Source organism: Inquilinus sp. CAU 1745 (assembly GCF_039839375.1).
Taxonomy (GTDB): Bacteria; Pseudomonadota; Alphaproteobacteria; order DSM-16000; family Inquilinaceae; genus JBDOQU01.
In genome coordinates this window covers 104,864-121,234 of sequence record NZ_JBDOQU010000015.1, presented here as the reverse complement: position 1 = coordinate 121,234, position 16,371 = coordinate 104,864, and the positions used below count along the sequence as shown (strand labels likewise).

General features: G+C 67.9%; 21 protein-coding genes. 8 read left to right on the top strand and 13 right to left on the bottom strand.

What is annotated here, in order from left to right:
- Nucleotides 1–193 precede the first annotated feature (193 nt).
- From AAFN89_RS16690 to AAFN89_RS16675, 4 genes are all read right to left on the bottom strand, one after another.
- Nucleotides 194–442, bottom strand: coding sequence for a DUF2630 family protein (locus AAFN89_RS16690; protein WP_347540319.1), 249 nt, complete (start codon nt 440–442; stop codon nt 194–196).
- Between the two features lie 4 nt (nt 443–446).
- Nucleotides 447–998 (bottom strand): iron transporter, encoded by a 552-nt coding sequence (locus tag AAFN89_RS16685; RefSeq protein ID WP_347540317.1) that lies wholly within the window; start codon nt 996–998, stop codon nt 447–449.
- A 71-nt stretch (nt 999–1,069) separates the two neighbouring features.
- A complete protein-coding gene (gene greB / locus AAFN89_RS16680; RefSeq protein ID WP_347540316.1) occupies nt 1,070–1,567 on the bottom strand; it encodes a transcription elongation factor GreB in 498 nt (165 codons plus the stop codon).
- A gap of 15 nt (nt 1,568–1,582) precedes the next feature.
- Nucleotides 1,583–2,485, bottom strand: coding sequence for a mechanosensitive ion channel domain-containing protein (locus AAFN89_RS16675; protein ID WP_347540326.1), 903 nt, complete (start codon nt 2,483–2,485; stop codon nt 1,583–1,585).
- A 305-nt stretch (nt 2,486–2,790) separates the two neighbouring features.
- On the opposite strand from AAFN89_RS16675, the gene AAFN89_RS16670 reads away from it, so the two are divergent.
- The 3 genes from AAFN89_RS16670 to AAFN89_RS16660 are packed head-to-tail and all read left to right on the top strand — an operon-like array spanning nt 2,791 to nt 4,960.
- Nucleotides 2,791–3,396 (top strand): CDP-alcohol phosphatidyltransferase family protein, encoded by a 606-nt coding sequence (locus AAFN89_RS16670; RefSeq protein ID WP_347540314.1) that lies wholly within the window; start codon nt 2,791–2,793, stop codon nt 3,394–3,396.
- Between the two features lie 2 nt (nt 3,397–3,398).
- Nucleotides 3,399–4,025, top strand: a complete 627-nt coding sequence (locus AAFN89_RS16665) for a lysophospholipid acyltransferase family protein (RefSeq protein ID WP_347540322.1) — start codon at nt 3,399–3,401, stop codon at nt 4,023–4,025.
- Complete coding sequence (locus AAFN89_RS16660; RefSeq protein ID WP_347540313.1) at nt 4,022–4,960, top strand: phosphatidate cytidylyltransferase; 939 nt, start codon at nt 4,022–4,024, stop codon at nt 4,958–4,960. The genes AAFN89_RS16665 and AAFN89_RS16660 overlap by 4 nt, the downstream gene beginning before the upstream one ends.
- On the opposite strand, the gene AAFN89_RS16655 is transcribed toward AAFN89_RS16660, so the two are convergent.
- From AAFN89_RS16655 to AAFN89_RS16615, 9 genes are all read right to left on the bottom strand, one after another.
- A complete protein-coding gene (locus tag AAFN89_RS16655) occupies nt 4,957–5,658 on the bottom strand; it encodes a DUF1045 domain-containing protein (protein WP_347540311.1) in 702 nt (233 codons plus the stop codon). The genes AAFN89_RS16660 and AAFN89_RS16655 overlap by 4 nt on opposite strands.
- On the bottom strand, nt 5,655–6,797 hold the full coding sequence (locus AAFN89_RS16650; protein WP_347540309.1) for an alpha-D-ribose 1-methylphosphonate 5-triphosphate diphosphatase: 1,143 nt from the start codon (nt 6,795–6,797) through the stop codon (nt 5,655–5,657). Before AAFN89_RS16650 ends, AAFN89_RS16655 begins: the two co-directional genes overlap by 4 nt.
- 48 nt (nt 6,798–6,845) lie before the next feature.
- Nucleotides 6,846–8,336 carry a DegQ family serine endoprotease gene (locus tag AAFN89_RS16645; RefSeq protein ID WP_347540307.1) on the bottom strand — a complete coding sequence of 497 codons (1,491 nt, stop codon included), beginning with the start codon at nt 8,334–8,336 and terminating at the stop codon, nt 6,846–6,848.
- Nucleotides 8,337–8,444: 108 nt separating this feature from the next.
- On the bottom strand, nt 8,445–8,831 hold the full coding sequence (locus AAFN89_RS16640) for a DUF4870 domain-containing protein (protein WP_347540305.1): 387 nt from the start codon (nt 8,829–8,831) through the stop codon (nt 8,445–8,447).
- A 22-nt stretch (nt 8,832–8,853) separates the two neighbouring features.
- Nucleotides 8,854–9,021, bottom strand: coding sequence for a hypothetical protein (locus tag AAFN89_RS16635; protein ID WP_347540304.1), 168 nt, complete (start codon nt 9,019–9,021; stop codon nt 8,854–8,856).
- Nucleotides 9,022–9,039: 18 nt separating this feature from the next.
- Nucleotides 9,040–9,456 (bottom strand): envelope stress response membrane protein PspC, encoded by a 417-nt coding sequence (gene pspC / locus AAFN89_RS16630; protein ID WP_347540303.1) that lies wholly within the window; start codon nt 9,454–9,456, stop codon nt 9,040–9,042.
- Entirely contained in the window at nt 9,453–9,680 is a 228-nt protein-coding gene (gene pspB, locus AAFN89_RS16625) for an envelope stress response membrane protein PspB (RefSeq protein WP_347540301.1), read from the bottom strand. Before pspB ends, pspC begins: the two co-directional genes overlap by 4 nt.
- 30 nt (nt 9,681–9,710) lie before the next feature.
- Nucleotides 9,711–10,385 carry a phage shock protein PspA gene (pspA, locus tag AAFN89_RS16620; protein ID WP_347540298.1) on the bottom strand — a complete coding sequence of 225 codons (675 nt, stop codon included), beginning with the start codon at nt 10,383–10,385 and terminating at the stop codon, nt 9,711–9,713.
- Between the two features lie 50 nt (nt 10,386–10,435).
- Nucleotides 10,436–10,597: a hypothetical protein gene (locus AAFN89_RS16615; protein ID WP_347540296.1), complete on the bottom strand. Its 162-nt coding sequence runs from the start codon at nt 10,595–10,597 to the stop codon at nt 10,436–10,438.
- A gap of 257 nt (nt 10,598–10,854) precedes the next feature.
- On the opposite strand from AAFN89_RS16615, the gene pspF reads away from it, so the two are divergent.
- The 5 genes from pspF (at nt 10,855) to AAFN89_RS16590 (ending at nt 16,245) form a co-directional block, all read left to right on the top strand.
- Nucleotides 10,855–11,862, top strand: a complete 1,008-nt coding sequence (gene pspF, locus AAFN89_RS16610) for a phage shock protein operon transcriptional activator (RefSeq protein ID WP_347540294.1) — start codon at nt 10,855–10,857, stop codon at nt 11,860–11,862.
- Between the two features lie 68 nt (nt 11,863–11,930).
- Nucleotides 11,931–12,671, top strand: a complete 741-nt coding sequence (locus AAFN89_RS16605; RefSeq protein ID WP_347540293.1) for a response regulator — start codon at nt 11,931–11,933, stop codon at nt 12,669–12,671.
- A gap of 92 nt (nt 12,672–12,763) precedes the next feature.
- On the top strand, nt 12,764–14,590 hold the full coding sequence (locus AAFN89_RS16600) for an ATP-binding protein (protein WP_347540291.1): 1,827 nt from the start codon (nt 12,764–12,766) through the stop codon (nt 14,588–14,590).
- 75 nt (nt 14,591–14,665) lie between these two features.
- Nucleotides 14,666–15,256, top strand: coding sequence for an HAD-IB family hydrolase (locus AAFN89_RS16595; protein WP_347540290.1), 591 nt, complete (start codon nt 14,666–14,668; stop codon nt 15,254–15,256).
- 44 nt (nt 15,257–15,300) lie between these two features.
- Nucleotides 15,301–16,245, top strand: a complete 945-nt coding sequence (locus AAFN89_RS16590) for a nucleoside hydrolase (protein ID WP_347540289.1) — start codon at nt 15,301–15,303, stop codon at nt 16,243–16,245.
- The last annotated feature ends 126 nt before the right edge of the window (nt 16,246–16,371 follow it).

The following is a 16,371-nucleotide window of genomic DNA, read 5'->3' as shown; positions in this document are numbered from 1 at the left end:
GCAGCTTCTCGTCCATCACACAGGTCTCCTTGAACGGCATCGGCAAAGCCCTCCTTCGCCGACAAGAAAACCTGTCAACCATCTCTCCGGTCTATTCTGTCACCTATCTATCCGGTTCAGACCAAGTTCACCCTCTCCCCTTGTGGGAGAGGGAGGGACCCGACCCGAAGGGGCGGGAGGGTGAGGGGACAACCTAGCTGTCGCGGTAGTTCTCCACTGTATCGGCGGAGCGGGGTTCGGCGTCGTCCGGGTCCTGGCCGGCATCCCGCAGCGCGCGGCGCTGGCGCAGGAGGTCCCAGCAGCGGTCGAGCTCGACATTGATGCGGCCCAGCCGTTGCCGGTCTTCGTCGGAGGGGCTGCCTTCGGCATAGAGCCGTTCCTCCTCCGCCGCCAGCCGCCTTATATGCTCCAGCACCGTGTCGTCCTTCCGTTCCTCGGCCATAGCGTCACTCCTGTCCGGTCTTGATCTGGACCTGGCTGAACTTCGCCTCCACGGCGTCGGCGTAGCGGCGGCCGTTCACCTCGTCATGGCGCATGAAGGCGGGCGGGGCGATCCTGATGTGCAGGTCGTACTTGCCATCGCCCGGCACCTTGATGTTGGTTCCGTAATGGTAGAGGCCGGGATGCCAGACGAAGGGCACCCTGAACGGGCCGACCGGCTTGCCGTCCGTCGGCGTCAGCGTCGCCTCGATCTCCAGATAGGGGATGAAGCGGTGGTCGGCGGCGTCGCTGACGGAGACTTCCAGATGGCAGTTCTCGTCGTCGGGCTCCTGCCACTCCAGCCGGCCTTCCGATTTCAGATGGTACATCCCCTCCGCCCGCTCCTGGGCGAAGGCGACGATATAGTCGCCGATCTCCTGCCGGCCGCCATTGTCGGCGACCTCGTCGACCATGTAGGAGAGCGATTTCTGATAGGCAGCGCCTTCCTCGCGCGCCAGCGCAAGCTGCCTCTTGTCGGCCTCGTCGCTCGGCTTCTGTATGGCTCCGGTCGATGCCATCGTGGGAGACTCCTGGGCTGTTGTCCGTCTCTCTCCCTAACGGACGAACGGGCCTCAAGAGTTCCCCCGCCTCAGCGATAGTCGATGGCCAGGATCTCCAGCGTGTCGCCGCCGCGCGGCGTCTCGAACGCGACCAGGTCGCCGACCTGCCTGCGCATCAGCGCGCGGGCGATGGGGGAAAGGATGCTGACCTCGCCGCGGGCCAGGTCGGCCTCGCCTTCGCCGACCAGCCGGACGGTCCTCTCCTCCCCATCCTCGCCGCAATAGGTGACCCGCGCGCCGAAATAAACGGCGTCCAGCCCCTTCTGGTCGCCGGAGTCGACGATGGTCGCATCCTCCAGCCGCCTGGAGAGGAAGCGGATGCGGCGATCGATCTCCCGCAGCCGCTTCTTGCTGTAGATGTAGTCGCCATTCTCCGACCGGTCGCCATTGCCGGCCGCCCAAGCGACCACGTCAACGACCTTCGGCCGCTCCCCGTAGGCCAGCGCCTTCAGCTCGGCGCGGAACCGCTCCGCACCCTCCGGCGTGATCAGCGTGCGGATGTCCCGACCGGCGGGGGCTGGAGGCATGGCGGCGGAGGAGCCTCAGGTCCCGTTCGAGGCGGCGGCGGATTTTGCTGCGGCCTTCTTCGGGGCCGGCTTCTCGTCGGGCGGGGGCAGCATGTGGACGATCCGCTGCGGGAACGGAAGCTCGATCCCGGCGGCCTCGAGGTCGTGCTTGGCCTGCTCGATCATCGCGCGCTGCGCGTCCCAGTAGACGTCGTTGGGGGCCCAGGCGCGGAAAGCGATGTTGACCGCGCTGTCGCCATAGCTGTCGACGAACACGATCGGCGCCGGGTCCTTCATGATCCGCTCGTCGCGGTCGGCCATGGCCAGCAGCAATCCGCGCGCCTTCTCCGGATCGGCATCGTAGGAGATGCCGATGGCGATGGACATCAGGCGTGTGGCGTTGCGGCTGTGGTTCTTCAGCGCCTTGTTCCAGATCTCCGAATTCGGCGCGAAGGCGAAGACGCCGTCCCAGGTCTTCAACTCACAGGTGAACAGGCCGATATCCGTCACGGTGCCGCTGACGCCGCCATCGACCTCGATATAGTCCCCGGTGCGGAACGGGCGCAGCCAGAGCAGCATGATGCCGGCGGCGATATTGGTGAGGGTGCCCTGGAGGGCGAGGCCGATCGCCAGGCCGGCGGCACCCAGCACGGCCAGAAGCGATGCCGTCTGGACGCCCAACTGCCCCAGCGCGGCCACCAGCACCAGGGCGATGATGCCGTAGCGGATGACCGTTCCGACCAGGGGTTTGAGGGTGTCGTCGACCCGCTTGCTGCGGGAAATCATCCTTTTGACCGCACGGCCGGCCCAGCCGGCGACGATGAAGCCGATGATGAGGATCAGAAGCGCCGTCACCAGCCGCGGCAGGAAGGCCACGGTCCAGGCCCAGATCATGGTGGCGAGCGCCCCCAACTCCTGCGGTGCGTCCATCACATCCATCGTCTTCACCTTCCTGTCGTTTCTTTCTTCGCCTCCCGGAAAGGGAGAATCATACATAGCCCTCTCCCCGCCGGGGAGAGGGTTGGGTGAGGGGCGGTTGGTTCGCCGCAGCCCCTCACCCTCCCGCTTCGCGGGTCCCTCCCTCTCCCCGGAGGGGCGAGGGTAAGGATATGCCCCTGTCAACTTGGCGCATTCCGGGCGATCTTCAACATCCCGTTGGGTTTGCGATCTTTTTTCGGGTTGTGGTCAAGGGCGGTTCGAGGCGATGCTCCGGTTGCGTTTCCCCTGCCGGTTCTCTCCCACGCATGACCCTCTACGACCTCAAGCCGCGTTTCCAGGGCCTGCTGCGCCCGATGGTGGCCGCCATGGCGGCGCGCGGAATCACGGCCAACCAGGTGACGGTCGCGGCGGCCGCCGGCTCCGTCCTGCTCGGCTTCGCCCTCGGCCTGTGGGGGGAGGCGCGGGCGCTGTTCCTCCTGCTGCCCGTCTGGCTCTTCCTGCGCATGGCGCTCAACGCCGTCGACGGGATGCTGGCGCGGGAGTTCGGGCAGAAATCCGACCTCGGCGCCTATCTGAACGAGATCGGGGACATCGTCTCGGACGCCGCGCTCTACCTGCCCTTCGCGCTGGTCGCGCCGTTCAATCCGGGCGTCGTCATCCTGGTCGTGCTGCTGGTGGTCCTGACGGAGGTTGCGGGCATATTGGGCGTGACGGTAGGCGCGCCGCGCCGCTATGACGGCCCGATGGGCAAGAGCGACCGGGCGCTGGTGTTCGGCGCGCTGGGGCTCTGGGTCGGGCTCGGCCTGTCGCTGCCGGACTGGACGCGGCTGCTGCTCTGGGCGCTGGCGGTACTGCTGGCGCTCACGGTCGCCAATCGCGTGCGCAAGGGGCTGGGGAGCATAGGCGCTTGACCGTGCCGTCGCGCATCGCCGCCGCCGCGATCACCGGTTTCGCCCGGTTGGTCACCGGCGTCCGGCCGGACTGGGCCGGCTGCCCGCCCGATCCGGTGCAGAGGATCTATTTCGCGAACCATGCCAGCCATGGCGATTTCGTGCTGGTCTGGACCGTGCTGCCGTCGCGTTCACGCGCCCTGACGCGGCCGGTGGCGGGCGCGGATTATTGGGGGAAGGGCCGGCTGCGCCGCTTCATCGGGGCGCAAGTCTTCCGCGCGGTCCTGATCGACCGCGACCCCGCCAGCCGGACGTCCGATCCGGTCTCGGTGATGGCGTCGGCGCTGGACGAGGGAGATTCCCTCATCCTCTTCCCCGAGGGAACGCGCAACATGACCGACGAACCGCTGCTGCCGTTCAAGAGCGGGCTCTACCATCTCGCCGCCTCCCGCCCGGAGGTCGATCTGGTGCCGGTCTGGATCGACAACATCTCCCGCGTCATGCCCAAGGGCGAGTTGCTGCCCATCCCGCTCCTGTGCGGCGTCGCCTTCGGCGCGCCGCTGCGGCTGGCGGAAGGGGAGGAGAAATCTGCCTTCCTGGCGCGGACGAGGGCCGCCCTTCTGGCGCTCGCACCGGGAGCCGGCCGATGATCGAATGGAACGATACGACGATCCTTTTCGCCGGCGTGGTGGCCGTCCTCGTCATCGCCTCGCTGATCGGGTTCGCGCTTTCGCTGAAATCGGGCAGCGGCAATGCGGTCGTCCAGAACCTGAATGCCCGAATCAAGGCGTGGTGGGTGATGACGGCGGCGCTGGCCGTCGCCTTCATGGCCGGCAAGCCCGGAATCATCCTGCTGTTCGGCTTCATCTCCTTCACCGCGCTCAGGGAATTCGCGACCCTGACCCGGACGCGCCGGGGCGATCATTGGGCGCTGCTCGCCAGCTTCTTCATCATCCTGCCGGTGCAGTACGCGCTGGTCTGGGTCGGCTGGTACGGGCTCTATACGGTGTTCATCCCGGTCTATGCCTTCCTCATCCTGCCGATCGCTTCCGTGGTGCGCGGCGACACCACGCGCTTCCTGGAACGGGTGGCGGAGACCCAGTGGGCGCTGATGATCTGCGTCTTCTGCCTGTCCCACGTGCCGGCGCTGCTGACGCTGAAGATTCCGGGCTTCACCGACCGGCATCTGCTGCTGATCGCCTTCCTGGTGCTGGTCGTGCAATCCAGCGACGTGCTGCAATATGTCTGGGGCAAGCTGGCGGGACGGCGGAAGATCGCGCCCGCCCTGTCGCCGTCCAAGACGGTGGAGGGCTTCGTCGGCGGCGTCGCCAGCGCCACCCTGCTGGGCGCGGCGCTGTGGTGGCTGACGCCCTTCTCCCCGCTTCAGGCGGCGGGGATGGCGCTGCTGATCAATCTGATGGGCTTCCTCGGCGGCCTCGTCATGTCGGCGATCAAGCGCGATCGCGGCGTGAAGGATTGGGGCCGCATGATAGAGGGCCATGGTGGGATGCTGGACCGGCTGGATTCGGTGGTCTTCGCCGCCCCGATCTTCTTCCACGTCACCCGCTATTTCTGGGCAGTTTAGCCGCCGAAGGGGAACCGCCGGACGAGCCGGAAGGGCGCATTGCCGCCGGGTTGCCGGAAGAGGCAGAGTGAGGTGACGCGCACTTGCTCCCGGAGCACTGGGGCGAACAGCGCCTCCAGGTCGCGCCGGAGCGAGGCGCGGTCGTCCGCGTCGCCGATGCCGTCGGTCAGCGTCAGGTGGAAGCGGAAATCCTCCATGACGTACGGGTATCCCCACCGCTCAAGATGGGCGGCCTGCCGTTTGGTGAGGCCATGGGCCAGACGCCGGGCGGTTTCCTGCGGCGGGGGCGGGGCGCGGAAGGTGTCGAACCGGCGCACGCAGTCCGCCGCCAGCCGGTCCAGTTCGGGGCAGGGGTCGGGTGGCGTCAGCGCCAGGAAGGGGCCGATCGCCGTCACCGCCAGGCGCGGGATATCGAAAGACCGCGTCTCCGCCGCGAAAGTTTCAGCCGCCGCCTCCAGATCGCGCGTGGTCCTGCCCTCGGCCAGCGCGAAGGGGGCTTTCAGCGTGCCGTGGAAGCCGTAGCGGCGAGGGGCGGCGGTCAGCGCCTCCAGCTCCAGAGTGGCATCGTCCCACCCTTCGAGAGCCGGCCGGTCCAGCCGGTCGCCGGTGCGCGCGTCCCGGCCCAGCCATCCCGCGCCCAGCAGTCCCAGCGGGTCGTCATCCTCGGGCGCGAAATAGAGCGCGTGGCGGGATGTCACAGCACTTTCCGGCCCTGACGCCAGACGGCGCGGACGACCGGCAGATCGTCGATCATCCTGATCCGGACAAGGTCGCCGCGCGCCCCGGCCTCGATCCGGCCGCGATCGTGAAAGCCCGCCATCTCCGCCGTCGTCGCGGTGACGCAGGCGACGGCGTCGGGCACGGCGATTCCGGCTTTGCCAGCCATCAGGAACGCGGCGTGCAGCAGGCTGGCGGGGACATAGTCCGACGACAGCGCGTCGACCAGCCCGTCCTCCGCGAGGTCGAGGGCCGAGGCGTTGCCGGAATGCGATCCGCCGCGCACGATGTTGGGCGCGCCCAGGATGGTCCGGAGGCCGCTCCCGCGCGCGGCCGCGGCCGCCTCCCGCGTCGTCGGGAATTCCGCGATGGCGATGCCGTCCTCGACCGCATGGGCGACATGGGCCTCGGTCGTGTCGTCATGGCTGGCCAGCGGCAGCCCTCGTTCCCGGCAACGGGCGACGATGGTCCGCCGGTGGGTATCGGCATAGCGTTCGCTATCCTCCACCAGCCCCGCGACGCGGGCGTCCAGCTCCTCCTCGCTCCACCGCCGGCTGCGGTAGAAGCGGCGGAACTGCTCGATATCCTGCCATTGGCGCTGGCCCGGCGTGTGGTCCATCACGGAGACCAGCCGCAGCAGCGGGTCGTCCTGATAGGGCTCGAACATCCCGACCACGTCGGGATCGGCGACCTCGCAGCGCAGGTGGATGAAATGATCGGCGCGCAGCAGGTCCTCGTCCCGCGCCTTGCGCACCGTCTCCACCGACGCCTCCAGGATATGCCGGCGTTCGGGGGATTCGCGATAGGTGCCGACGCAGATGGCGTCCAGCACCGTCGTGATGCCCGCGCCGGCGATCTGTGCGTCATGGGTCATGACCGCCGACAGGGGCGAAGGCCACAGGACCCCGGGGCGCGGGGTGAAATGCCGCTCCAGATTGTCGGTGTGCAGTTCGACCAGGCCCGGAATCAGGATCTCGCCGTCCAGATCCTCCGCCGCCGCCAGTCCAGATTGGCCCTCGTCGACCGCGGCGATCGCGCCGTCCGCCAGGACCACCGTCCCGACGAAGGCCTCATGGCGCGTCACCACGCGCGCATTGGTCAGGATCGTCTCGCCGATCATGGGTAATCTCTAGAACAGGGGGAAGCGATGGGGAAGAGGCGGATAACCTCATTCCCCATCCAGCGGCAGGGCGACGAAGGCGGCGGCGCCGGCGCGTTCGCGCAGCAGCAGGATGGTGCCCCGTCCGGCCTCGCGGGCGGCTTCCACCGCCTCGGTGACGGTTTCCGGCGTCTCCACCGTCTCCTGGTCCACGCGGGTGACGACGTCGCCGGGGCGGATGTCGCCTTCCATGGCCGGGCTGCCGGGGGTGACGTCGGTGACGACCACGCCCTCGATCTCGTCGGCCAGGCTGAAGCGGGCGCGCAGTTCAGGCGTCAGCTCGGCCAGCGCCATGCCCAGCGTGCTGGTTGTGTCGGGCAGGGGCGGGGCGGGGGCGGCCTCGGCGGCCGCTTCGGCTTCCTCCTCGCCCAGCAGGGCGATCACGACCTCGACCTCCATCTCCTCGCCTTCGCGCCACAGGGTCAGCATGGCTTCGCTGTCGACCGGCGCGTCGGCGACGGCGCGGGCCAGCGCCCTGCCATCCTCGATCGGCCGGCCGTTGAGGCGCAGGATCACGTCGCCGGCGCGGACGCCGGCCTCGGCGGCGGGGCTGTCCTCCGAGACGCTGGCGACCAGCGCGCCCTGGCCGCTCTCCAGCCCCAGCGCCTCGGCGATCTCGTCGGTCACCGGCTGCACGGTCACGCCCAGCCAGCCGCGCTCCACCTCGCCATCGTCGCGCAGATCGGCGATGACTTCCTGGGCGAGGGAGGAAGGAACGGCGAAGCCGATGCCGACCGATCCGCCGGAAGGCGAGAAGATGGCGGTGTTGACGCCGATCACCTCGCCGTCGGTGTTGAACAGCGGTCCGCCGGAATTGCCGCGGTTGATGGCGGCGTCGGTCTGGATGAAATCGTCATAGGGGCCGGCATTGATGTTGCGGGTCTTGGCGGAGATGATGCCCGCCGTCACCGACCCGCCCAGCCCGAACGGGTTGCCGATCGCGATCACCCATTCGCCCACCCGCGCGGCGGCGCTGTCGCCCCAGTCCAGCGCGGGCAGGGGGCTGGCCGGCTCCACCTTCAGGAGCGCCAGGTCGGTCCTGTCGTCATGGCCGATCAGCTCGGCCGGCAGACGCGTGTCGTCCTGGAGGATGACCGTGATCTCGTCGGCCCCGGCTATCACATGGTTGTTGGTGACGATGTAGCCTTCCGGATCGATGATGAAGCCGGACCCCAGCGCCGTCATCGACCGGGGCGGGGCGCCTTCGGGATCGCCGAAATATTCACGGAAGAACTCGTCGAACGGCGTCCCCTCGGGCAGGTCCGGCATCTCCGGAAGCCCGGGAATCTCCGGCAGGCCGGGAATGGGGCCGTCATCCATGCTCTGGGTGGTCGAGATATTGACGACCGCGGGCAGCTTCTCTTCCGCCAGTTCGCCGAAGCCGGGGGCGCCGTTCTGGGCCAAAGCCGGCGCCGGTCCCACCCCTGCGGCCAGCGCCGCTCCCAAGGCCAGGGCTAAGGCGGCGCGGCGGGCGGCGATGGCGGACAGGCGGGCTTTCAAGGGTCTGCTCCCTTTGAGGGGATGCCCCGTCTGGGGCGATGTCGGAGGGGTCCGGAAGAGAACCCATCGCCCAACTTTGTGTTCCAACGACGGCGATCTCAAGCGGGTCTAGAAGAAGTCTCCCGGATGGTCGATCGGCCGGTCCTCCATCAGCCTCAGCCACCCCTTCACGATCCGGTAGATGAACCAGAGCGCCAGCAGGATGAAGATCGGAATTCCGATCAGGATCACCGACAGGATGGTGGCGACGATGCTGACCAGAAGGCCGATCCAGAAGGTGTTGATCGCCCATCTGAGATGGCTTTCATAGAAGGTGTAGCGCGCATCCTTCCGCTTCAGATACGCGATCACCAGCCCGATCAGGATGGTGACGCCGGAGAAGAAGGTTGCGGCGTAGAGCGCGTAGACCGCGTGGGCGGCAAGCCGGAGGTCGCGGTCGGACCGGGCCGGCGGCCGGATGTCGTAGTCCGCATAGGGGTCTCGGTGGTGGGTCATGGATATCTCCTCCGAAAGAGGGTCAGCAGCCGAGGGAGAGGGCATAGACCAGCCCCGGCTTCAGGAAGGCCATGGTCACGCCGCCCAGCATGGCGAGGATTGCGAGCGCCGAGAGGATCCACGTCGCATAGATGAGGCTTGCCGTCAGGCGTGACGCGCGGTCGGCGTTCCGATCGTCGGGGGGAGCCATCGGAACGCCTCCCGCCCGTCACTTCTCTAGATCGCGGAACTGGCGGTTGAGCGCGAATTCGCTGGAGGTGACGTGCCGTTCCAGCCCCGCCAGCCTGGCCTCAAGCTCCCGGAACTTGTGGCGCAGCGCGTGGAAGGTCCGCTCCGGCTTTCCGGTGACCGACCGCCAGAACTGCTCCTCCTCCGTATCGATCGCCGGCCGCTGCGGCCGCCGGGGCATCAGGACCGCCGCTACCAGGTAGGCGATGATCGTCTGCGGCGTGAAGATCAGCAGCAGCACGATGGCGGCGACGCGCGCGTGCCAGTCCTGGATGCCGAAATAGTCGGCGAACCCGGCGCAGACGCCGGCGATCTTGCCCCGCTCCGGAATGCGGTAGAGGCGGATCGGGTTGGGGGATTCCGTCAGCGGGTCGCGGCGGCGGTGGCGGCAGTTCATTCATGCCTCCCGCGCCAGCCCGGCGATTCCGCGTCCAGGATCGTCTCCAGCGTGTGGATGCGCTCCTCCATCCGCCGGGCGCTCTGCCACAGCTCGACCAGCATCTTCTCATCTTCCGAAGACAGGGTCTTGGTGGCCCTCCAGCGGGTGACGTAGTGCAGCACCAGCCAGAGCGGCGCCACGATCACCAGGATCAGGATGACGGGAACGAACAGGAATTCCATGAGGCCTCTCCCTTGGGCGGGACGTTATCGTTATGAACGGGCGCTCATCCGGGCCTTCAGCTCCTCAAGCTCCTTCTGGACGGAATCTTCGGCCTCAAGGTCGGCGAACTCGTCATCCAGCGTGCGCGGGCCCTTGCGGTCGCCAAGGTCGAAGCTCTCGACCCGGCCTTCCAGATCGTCGATCTTGCGTTCCAGATGGTCGTAGCGGCCCAGCGCCTCATCGATCCGGCCGTCATGGAGCTGGGTGCGGATGCGGATGCGGTCGGTGGCCGTCTTGCGCCGGATCTCCATCGACTTCTGCTTGTTCTTGGCTTCTGCCAGCTTGGCCTGGAGCTTCGTCAGGTCGACGTCGGTCTTGGCCAGCGCCTCGTCGATCGTGTCCAGTTCCTTCTTCAGCAGGTCGACCGTCTCCGCCGACTTTGCCCTGGCGACCAGCGCGCCCTTGGCCAGATCGTCGCGGCCCTTGCCGATCGCCAGCTCGGCCTTGCGCTGCCATTCGGCCTGCGCGGTCTCAAGCTGTTCGATCCGACGGGTGATCTCCTTCTTCTCGGCGATGGACCGGGCGGCGGCGCTGCGCACCTCGACCAGCGTATCCTCCATCTCCTGGATGATCAGCCGGACGATCTTCTGCGGGTCCTCCGCGCGGTCCAGCATGGCGTTGAGGTTCGAATTGACGATGTCGCTGAGGCGGGAAAAGACGCCCATGACGGTTACTCCTGGAATTCGGATGAATGGGGTGGGGGAGCGGGAAGGGATCAGGTGAGGATCGAGGCGATCAGGAAGCCGGCCGCGAAGAACACCCAGCACTCCGTCCGGCGGCTGCGCAGATAGGCCCAGAACCGGCTCGCGGTGCGCCGGCTGTCCCTGGCGAAGGGCGGTTCGTCGCGGTATCGACGGCGGTGGTCATAGGCGGTCATGACGGTCCTTCCTCTTGCGGCGTAGCCCCCTCACCCTCCCGGCTCTCGCCGGGCCCCTCCCTCTCCCACGAGGGGAGAGGGGCAGGTTGGTAGCCCTCGCCCCCTCCGGGGAGAGGGTTGGGTGAGGGGGTGTTGGTTCCTTGCTCCCTCTCTAAGCAGGAGCCGTGCCAACCCGAAACCGCAGGAATCCCGCTTGATGAGAGATCTCCAATAGCCAAATATTGGTGAATTGCCCCAATAATGGGTTATATAGACCAATGTCCGAACCACCACCTCTCCTGGGCGAATCCCGCGCCTTCGTCGCGATGCTGGAGCATGTCTCGCGGGTCGCGCCGCTGGACCGGCCGCTCTTGGTCATCGGGGAGCGGGGGACCGGCAAGGAGCTGATCGGGGCGCGGCTGCACTTTCTCTCCCGCCGCTGGGATCGTCCCTTCGTGAAGGTCAATTGCGCGGCGCTCAGCGACGACCTGTTGGAAAGCGAGCTGTTCGGCCATGAGGCGGGGGCGTTCACCGGGGCGGCGCGCCGCCATGTCGGCCGGTTCGAGAGGGCCGAGGGCGGCACGCTGTTCCTGGATGAAATCGCCACCGCCTCCTCCCGCGTCCAGGAGAAGATCCTTCGGGTGGTGGAGTATGGGGAACTGGAGCGGGTGGGCGGATCGGCCACGCTTTTGGTCGATGTCCGGGTGATCGCGGCGACCAATGTCGACCTGCCGGCCCGCGCGGCCGCCGGAACCTTTCGCGCCGACCTCCTAGACCGGCTGGCGTTCGACGTCGTCACGCTGCCGCCGCTGCGGGCGAGGCCGGAGGATATTCCGCTGCTGGCCGACCACTTCGCCGTGGCGATGGCGCGGGAGCTGGGCCTGCCGGAATTCCCCGGCTTCGCTCCGGCGGCGCTGGAGGCGATGGCCGACCATGGCTGGCCCGGGAACGTCCGGGAACTGCGCAACGCCGTGGAGCGCGCGGTCGCCAAGGCTCCCCGACTCGACCGGCCGCTGGAGACGGTCGATATCGATCCCTTCCGTTCGCCCCACCGGCCGCGGGACGCGATGGCCGCGCCACTGGCGGCGGAGGTTCCGGAAGAAGGCGGTTCCGCCCCCGATTCTGCCGACAGCTACCATGACCGCGTCCGGCGGCTGGAGGTCGATCTCCTGACGCGCGCGCTGGCGGAGAATCAGCACCATCAGGGCCGGGCGGCCGCCCAGCTCGGCCTCAGCTATGACCAGTTCAGGGGGCAGCTTCGCAAGCACGGAATGAAGGCCAAATAGCCCCTCAATCATTCCTTAAGGCATGCCCGTGTATCGAAGTCGACTGTCGAACATGGTGTCAGCGACACATGCCACTCGCTTTGTTCATATGTCTGGGGTTCGTGGGTCTGCTGGCCGGTTGGGGCGTCCGGCGCTGGCGACGCGCGCGCGACGTGGCCCTCATCGTCCCCGCGGCCGGCGAACCCGTCGATCGCGGGGCGCTGCATGACCTGAACAATACCCTGACCTCCGTCGGCGGCTTCGCGGAGCTCGCCCGGCTCTATGCCGACCGGCCCGATGAGCGCGACGCCTGCCTGGCGGAGATCCTGCGCGCGGCGCGGCGCGGCGGCGCCATCACCGCCCGCCTGCTGGGCCGGCCGATCGCGACGGTCAAGGACCGTGGGGCGCTGCAAGCCGACCGGGGACGGCACACGATCCTCGTGGTCGACGATGACGAGGCCGTGCGCACCTTCGCGGCCATGGCGCTGGAGGAACTGGGCTACCGCACGCTCCGCGCCGCCGACGCGGCGGAGGCGCTGCGGCTGCTGGACGATGGGGCGCTGATCGACATGCTGCTGACAGACGTGCTGATGCCGGGGTTGAGCGGCGTCGACCTCGCCCGCCGGATCGGTGAGCGGGGCGCCTGCGTGCCGGTCGTCTTCATGTCCGGCTACGAACATCGCCGGCCCGCCAACGGCCGGGTCACGGACAAGAACGCCCTGTGCCTTGCCAAGCCGCTCGATCTGGAGGCGCTGGGCGGCGCGGTGGCGGCGGCGCTGGCCGATCCCGCGCCCTTCCTGCCGCGCCTCGCACCCTCCACCGCCGCCTGACGCCGACGGATCGCGGATTGCCATGATTTATGAAAAAAGCATGTCGATCGTCGCGGACTGCGATATGGTCGCGCCCGAAAAATGACTTCCCCATGCCGATGACATTCAACCTGGGCCAATCCGTGCCGGTCGGCAAGTGCGCCGACAAGCACCTGATCGAACGCGTTCGGTTCCTTTACGGCCAATCGACGGTAGCCATCGGCGGTACGACGCTGGGCGCCCTCCTGACCTACGCCGCCTTGCTGCCGCATGGGGAGCTGGCGCCGCTGACGGCATGGTGCGCCGTCTTCATCGCCGTGGCGGCGCTTCGTTTGTTGCTGGTGCACAGATTCAGGCGGGCCTTCATCCAGGAAGGCCGGATTCGCCATTGGATGCGCCTTCACGCCGTCGGCGCGCTGGCCGCCGGGGTCTGCTATGGCGCATCGGCCCTGTTCCTCACGGAAAGCCAGCCGGAAGCCATCCGCCTGTTCATCTATCTGATCGTCGCGGGGCTGGCGGCGGGAGCGGTCACCACCAATGCCGCGATCATGCCGTCGCTGCTGGCTTTCACCGTGCCGCTCATCGCGCCGCTGACCGTCCATTTCCTCCTGCCGCCCCTGGACCAGTCTTCCTGGCTGGCGGCCATCGCCTCGGTCGTGTTTCTCGCCGCCATGCTGACCGCCGGCTGGCGGCAGAATCGCGCGATCGATGCGATGCTGCGCATCAAGTTCGAGAATCTGGACCTGATCCGGACGCTGGAGAGCGCCAAGGCGGACGGGGAGGTGCTGAACGATTCCCTGAAGGCGGAGATCGCGAGCCGGCGGCGGACGCAGATCGAACTCGCCCGCAGCGTCGCCCTCTATCAGGCGACCATGGACGCGGTCGACCAGGGCATCCTGGTCGCCGACCGCGCCGGCCGCGTCGCCGCCGTCAACGGGCGGTTCCGCGAGCTGTGGGGCGTGTCGGATTCCGGCGTCGCCGACGCGCTGCGGGATCTCGATCCCGTCGACAACAGCCGCCACGGACGGTCGAAGGACCGGCTGATCGAACGGCCGGACGGACGGGTGTTCGAACATCAGGCGCTGCATTATCGGCTGGAGGTCGAGCCGCTGGGCCTTGTCCATACCGTCCGCGACGTGACCGCGCGGATCGCGGCGGAACGCGAGCTGCGCCAGGCCAAGGAGGTCGCGGAGGCGGCCAACCGCGCGAAATCCGAATTCCTGGCCCATATGAGTCATGAGTTGCGGACGCCGCTCAACGCCATCATCGGCTTTTCCGACATCTTCCGGCTGGAGATGTTCGGTTCCGTGGGCAACGACCGCTATCGCTCCTACGCCGACGACATCCATGAAAGCGCGACGCTGCTGCTGTCGCTGATCAACGATATTCTCGACCTTTCCAAGGTGGAGGCCGGCCGGTTCGATCTGTCCGACGATCTGTTGTCGGTTGCCCACGCCGTGTCGGCAACGCTGCGCCTCACCCGGTCCCGCGCCACCGACGCCGGCATCCGCCTGAAGGCAGGGGTGGGGGCGGACCTGCCGGCGCTCCGGGCCGACGAACGGGCGCTGAAGCAGATGCTGGTCAATCTCGTGACCAACGCGGTCAAATTCACGCCCTCGGCGGGGGCGGTGACCATCGACGCGGAGATCGCGGACGACGGCTCGCTGGTCGTCTCCGTCACCGACACCGGCATCGGCATGAGCCAGGAGGAAATCCCCCTGGCGCTGGAGCCGTTCACCCAGATCGACAACGCCATGAGCCGGAGGCATCAAGGCACCGGCCTCGGCCTGCCGCTGGTCCGTGCGCTGATGGAGGCTCATGACGGCCGGCTGGAGCTGGAGAGCGCGCCGGGGAAGGGCACGGTCGCCCGCCTCGTCTTCCCGGCTTCCCGGCTGGTCGGGACGGGCGAGCCGCCGCCGCGCGCGCTCCAGGCGGGGTAAGGCCCAGCCTCTCGCCTTTTCGCCCCGGCCGTACTATGACGGTCGGCGAGTGAGGATCAGGGGGAGAGGGAGCGCATGACGCGCGTCGCCGCGTTTTTCGATTTCGACTGCACGCTGACCCGCCAGGACACGCTGATGCCCTGGCTGATGGAGCTGCGTGGACGGCGGCGGACCTACTACACGGCCGTGCGCGTCGGCATCGCCCATCCCTTTCGGCGCGATACCGGCTCCGGCGATCTGCGCACCCGCGTCAAGGCCGCGCTGCTGGCCCGCCTGCTGGTCAACGTCGCCGTCGACGACGCGCGGGAGGCCGCCGCCCGCCTGTTCAACCGGCTCGACTGGCGCGACGATATCGTGCGCGCCTTCGAGGATCATCTGGAGAAGGGGCACAGGGTCGTCGTCGCCACCGGCGCGCCTACTGTGGTCGCGGAACCGCTCTTGCAGAAGCGATTCGGCGGGGCCGAGATCATCGGGACGGAGCTGGAGGTCGATGGTGGCAGGCTGACCGGCCGGATGAAGGGCGTCAATTGCGTGCGTCAGGGTAAGGCGGCCCTCGTCTCGGACTGGCTTGAGATAAACGGCCCGTTCGAAGACCTCTACGGCTACGGCAACCGGCCCCACGACCTGCCGATGCTGGCGCTGATGACCCACCGGCGGATCGTCTAGATCCTTCCCCCGTTCCCGACTTTCCGATTCTGAAGAGACTTCCCATGGCCAGCGATCCGCGCCCGATCATCATCGATACCGACCCCGGCCAGGACGATGCCGTGGCGATACTGCTGGCCTTCGCATCCCCGGAGCTGAAGGTCCTCGGCCTCACCACCGTCGCCGGCAACGTGCCGCTGCCCCTGACGACGCTGAACGCGCTGAAGATCCGGGAACTGGGCGGCCGGCCGGAGGTGCCGGTGCGGGCCGGCTGCGCACGGCCTATGCTCCGGCCCCTGGTAACCGCCGAACATGTCCATGGCAGGACCGGGCTGGATGGGGCGGACCTTCCCGATCCGGCGCTGGGCCTCGCCGACGGCCACGCCGTCGACTGGATGGTCGACACGCTGATGGCGGCCGGCGACGGGGAGATCACGCTCTGCCCGCTGGGGCCGCTGACCAACATCGCGGCGGCGATCGTCAAGGAGCCTCGGATCGTGCCGAAGATCCGGGAGATCGTGCTGATGGGCGGCGGGTATTTCGAGGCCGGCAATATCACGCCGATGGCGGAATTCAACATCTATGTCGATCCCCACGCCGCCTCGATCGTGCTCGACAGCGGCGCGCCGGCGACGATCCTGCCGCTGGACGTCACCCATAAGGCGCTGATCAGCCGGGCCTGGCTGGACGGCCTCCGGACCGCCGGCACCCCGGTCACGGTCGCGGTCGCCGGGCTGGTCGATTATTTCGAACGATTCGATACGGAGAAATATGGCGGGGAGGGCGGGCCGCTGCACGATCCCTGCGTCATCGCCTACCTGCTCCATCCCGAATGGTTCGAAGGAAGGGAATGCGGCGTGAAGGTGGAGACCCAGTCGGAACTGACCATGGGCGCGACCGTGGTCGATTGGTGGCGCGTCACCGACTGGCCGAAGAACGCCCGCTTCATCACCGCGCTCGACCGTCCGCGCTATTTCGACCTCCTGGCGGAGCGCCTGGCGACGCTGTGACATATTGGCCCTCTCCCCTGTGGGAGAGGGTTGGGTGAGGGGTGTTTTTGGTTGTTTCGTGCCGGCCAACCCCCGCACCCTCCCGCCCGCTCCGCGGTCGGGCCCCTCCCTCTCCCACAAGGGGAG

Coding starts and splice junctions, on each gene's coding strand:
- AAFN89_RS16690 (WP_347540319.1), bottom strand. CDS start 442: ATGGCCGAGGAACGGAAGGACGACACGGTGCTGGAGCATATAAGGCGG.
- AAFN89_RS16595 (WP_347540290.1), top strand. CDS start 14,666: ATGACGCGCGTCGCCGCGTTTTTCGATTTCGACTGCACGCTGACCCGC.
- pspA (WP_347540298.1), bottom strand. CDS start 10,385: ATGGGCGTCTTTTCCCGCCTCAGCGACATCGTCAATTCGAACCTCAAC.
- greB (WP_347540316.1), bottom strand. CDS start 1,567: ATGCCTCCAGCCCCCGCCGGTCGGGACATCCGCACGCTGATCACGCCG.
- AAFN89_RS16640 (WP_347540305.1), bottom strand. CDS start 8,831: ATGACCCACCACCGAGACCCCTATGCGGACTACGACATCCGGCCGCCG.
- AAFN89_RS16660 (WP_347540313.1), top strand. CDS start 4,022: ATGATCGAATGGAACGATACGACGATCCTTTTCGCCGGCGTGGTGGCC.
- pspB (WP_347540301.1), bottom strand. CDS start 9,680: ATGGAATTCCTGTTCGTTCCCGTCATCCTGATCCTGGTGATCGTGGCG.
- AAFN89_RS16685 (WP_347540317.1), bottom strand. CDS start 998: ATGGCATCGACCGGAGCCATACAGAAGCCGAGCGACGAGGCCGACAAG.
- AAFN89_RS16590 (WP_347540289.1), top strand. CDS start 15,301: ATGGCCAGCGATCCGCGCCCGATCATCATCGATACCGACCCCGGCCAG.
- AAFN89_RS16600 (WP_347540291.1), top strand. CDS start 12,764: ATGCCGATGACATTCAACCTGGGCCAATCCGTGCCGGTCGGCAAGTGC.
- AAFN89_RS16650 (WP_347540309.1), bottom strand. CDS start 6,797: ATGATCGGCGAGACGATCCTGACCAATGCGCGCGTGGTGACGCGCCAT.
- AAFN89_RS16635 (WP_347540304.1), bottom strand. CDS start 9,021: ATGGCTCCCCCCGACGATCGGAACGCCGACCGCGCGTCACGCCTGACG.
- pspF (WP_347540294.1), top strand. CDS start 10,855: ATGTCCGAACCACCACCTCTCCTGGGCGAATCCCGCGCCTTCGTCGCG.
- AAFN89_RS16605 (WP_347540293.1), top strand. CDS start 11,931: ATGCCACTCGCTTTGTTCATATGTCTGGGGTTCGTGGGTCTGCTGGCC.
- pspC (WP_347540303.1), bottom strand. CDS start 9,456: ATGAACTGCCGCCACCGCCGCCGCGACCCGCTGACGGAATCCCCCAAC.
- AAFN89_RS16675 (WP_347540326.1), bottom strand. CDS start 2,485: ATGGATGTGATGGACGCACCGCAGGAGTTGGGGGCGCTCGCCACCATG.
- AAFN89_RS16670 (WP_347540314.1), top strand. CDS start 2,791: ATGACCCTCTACGACCTCAAGCCGCGTTTCCAGGGCCTGCTGCGCCCG.
- AAFN89_RS16615 (WP_347540296.1), bottom strand. CDS start 10,597: ATGACCGCCTATGACCACCGCCGTCGATACCGCGACGAACCGCCCTTC.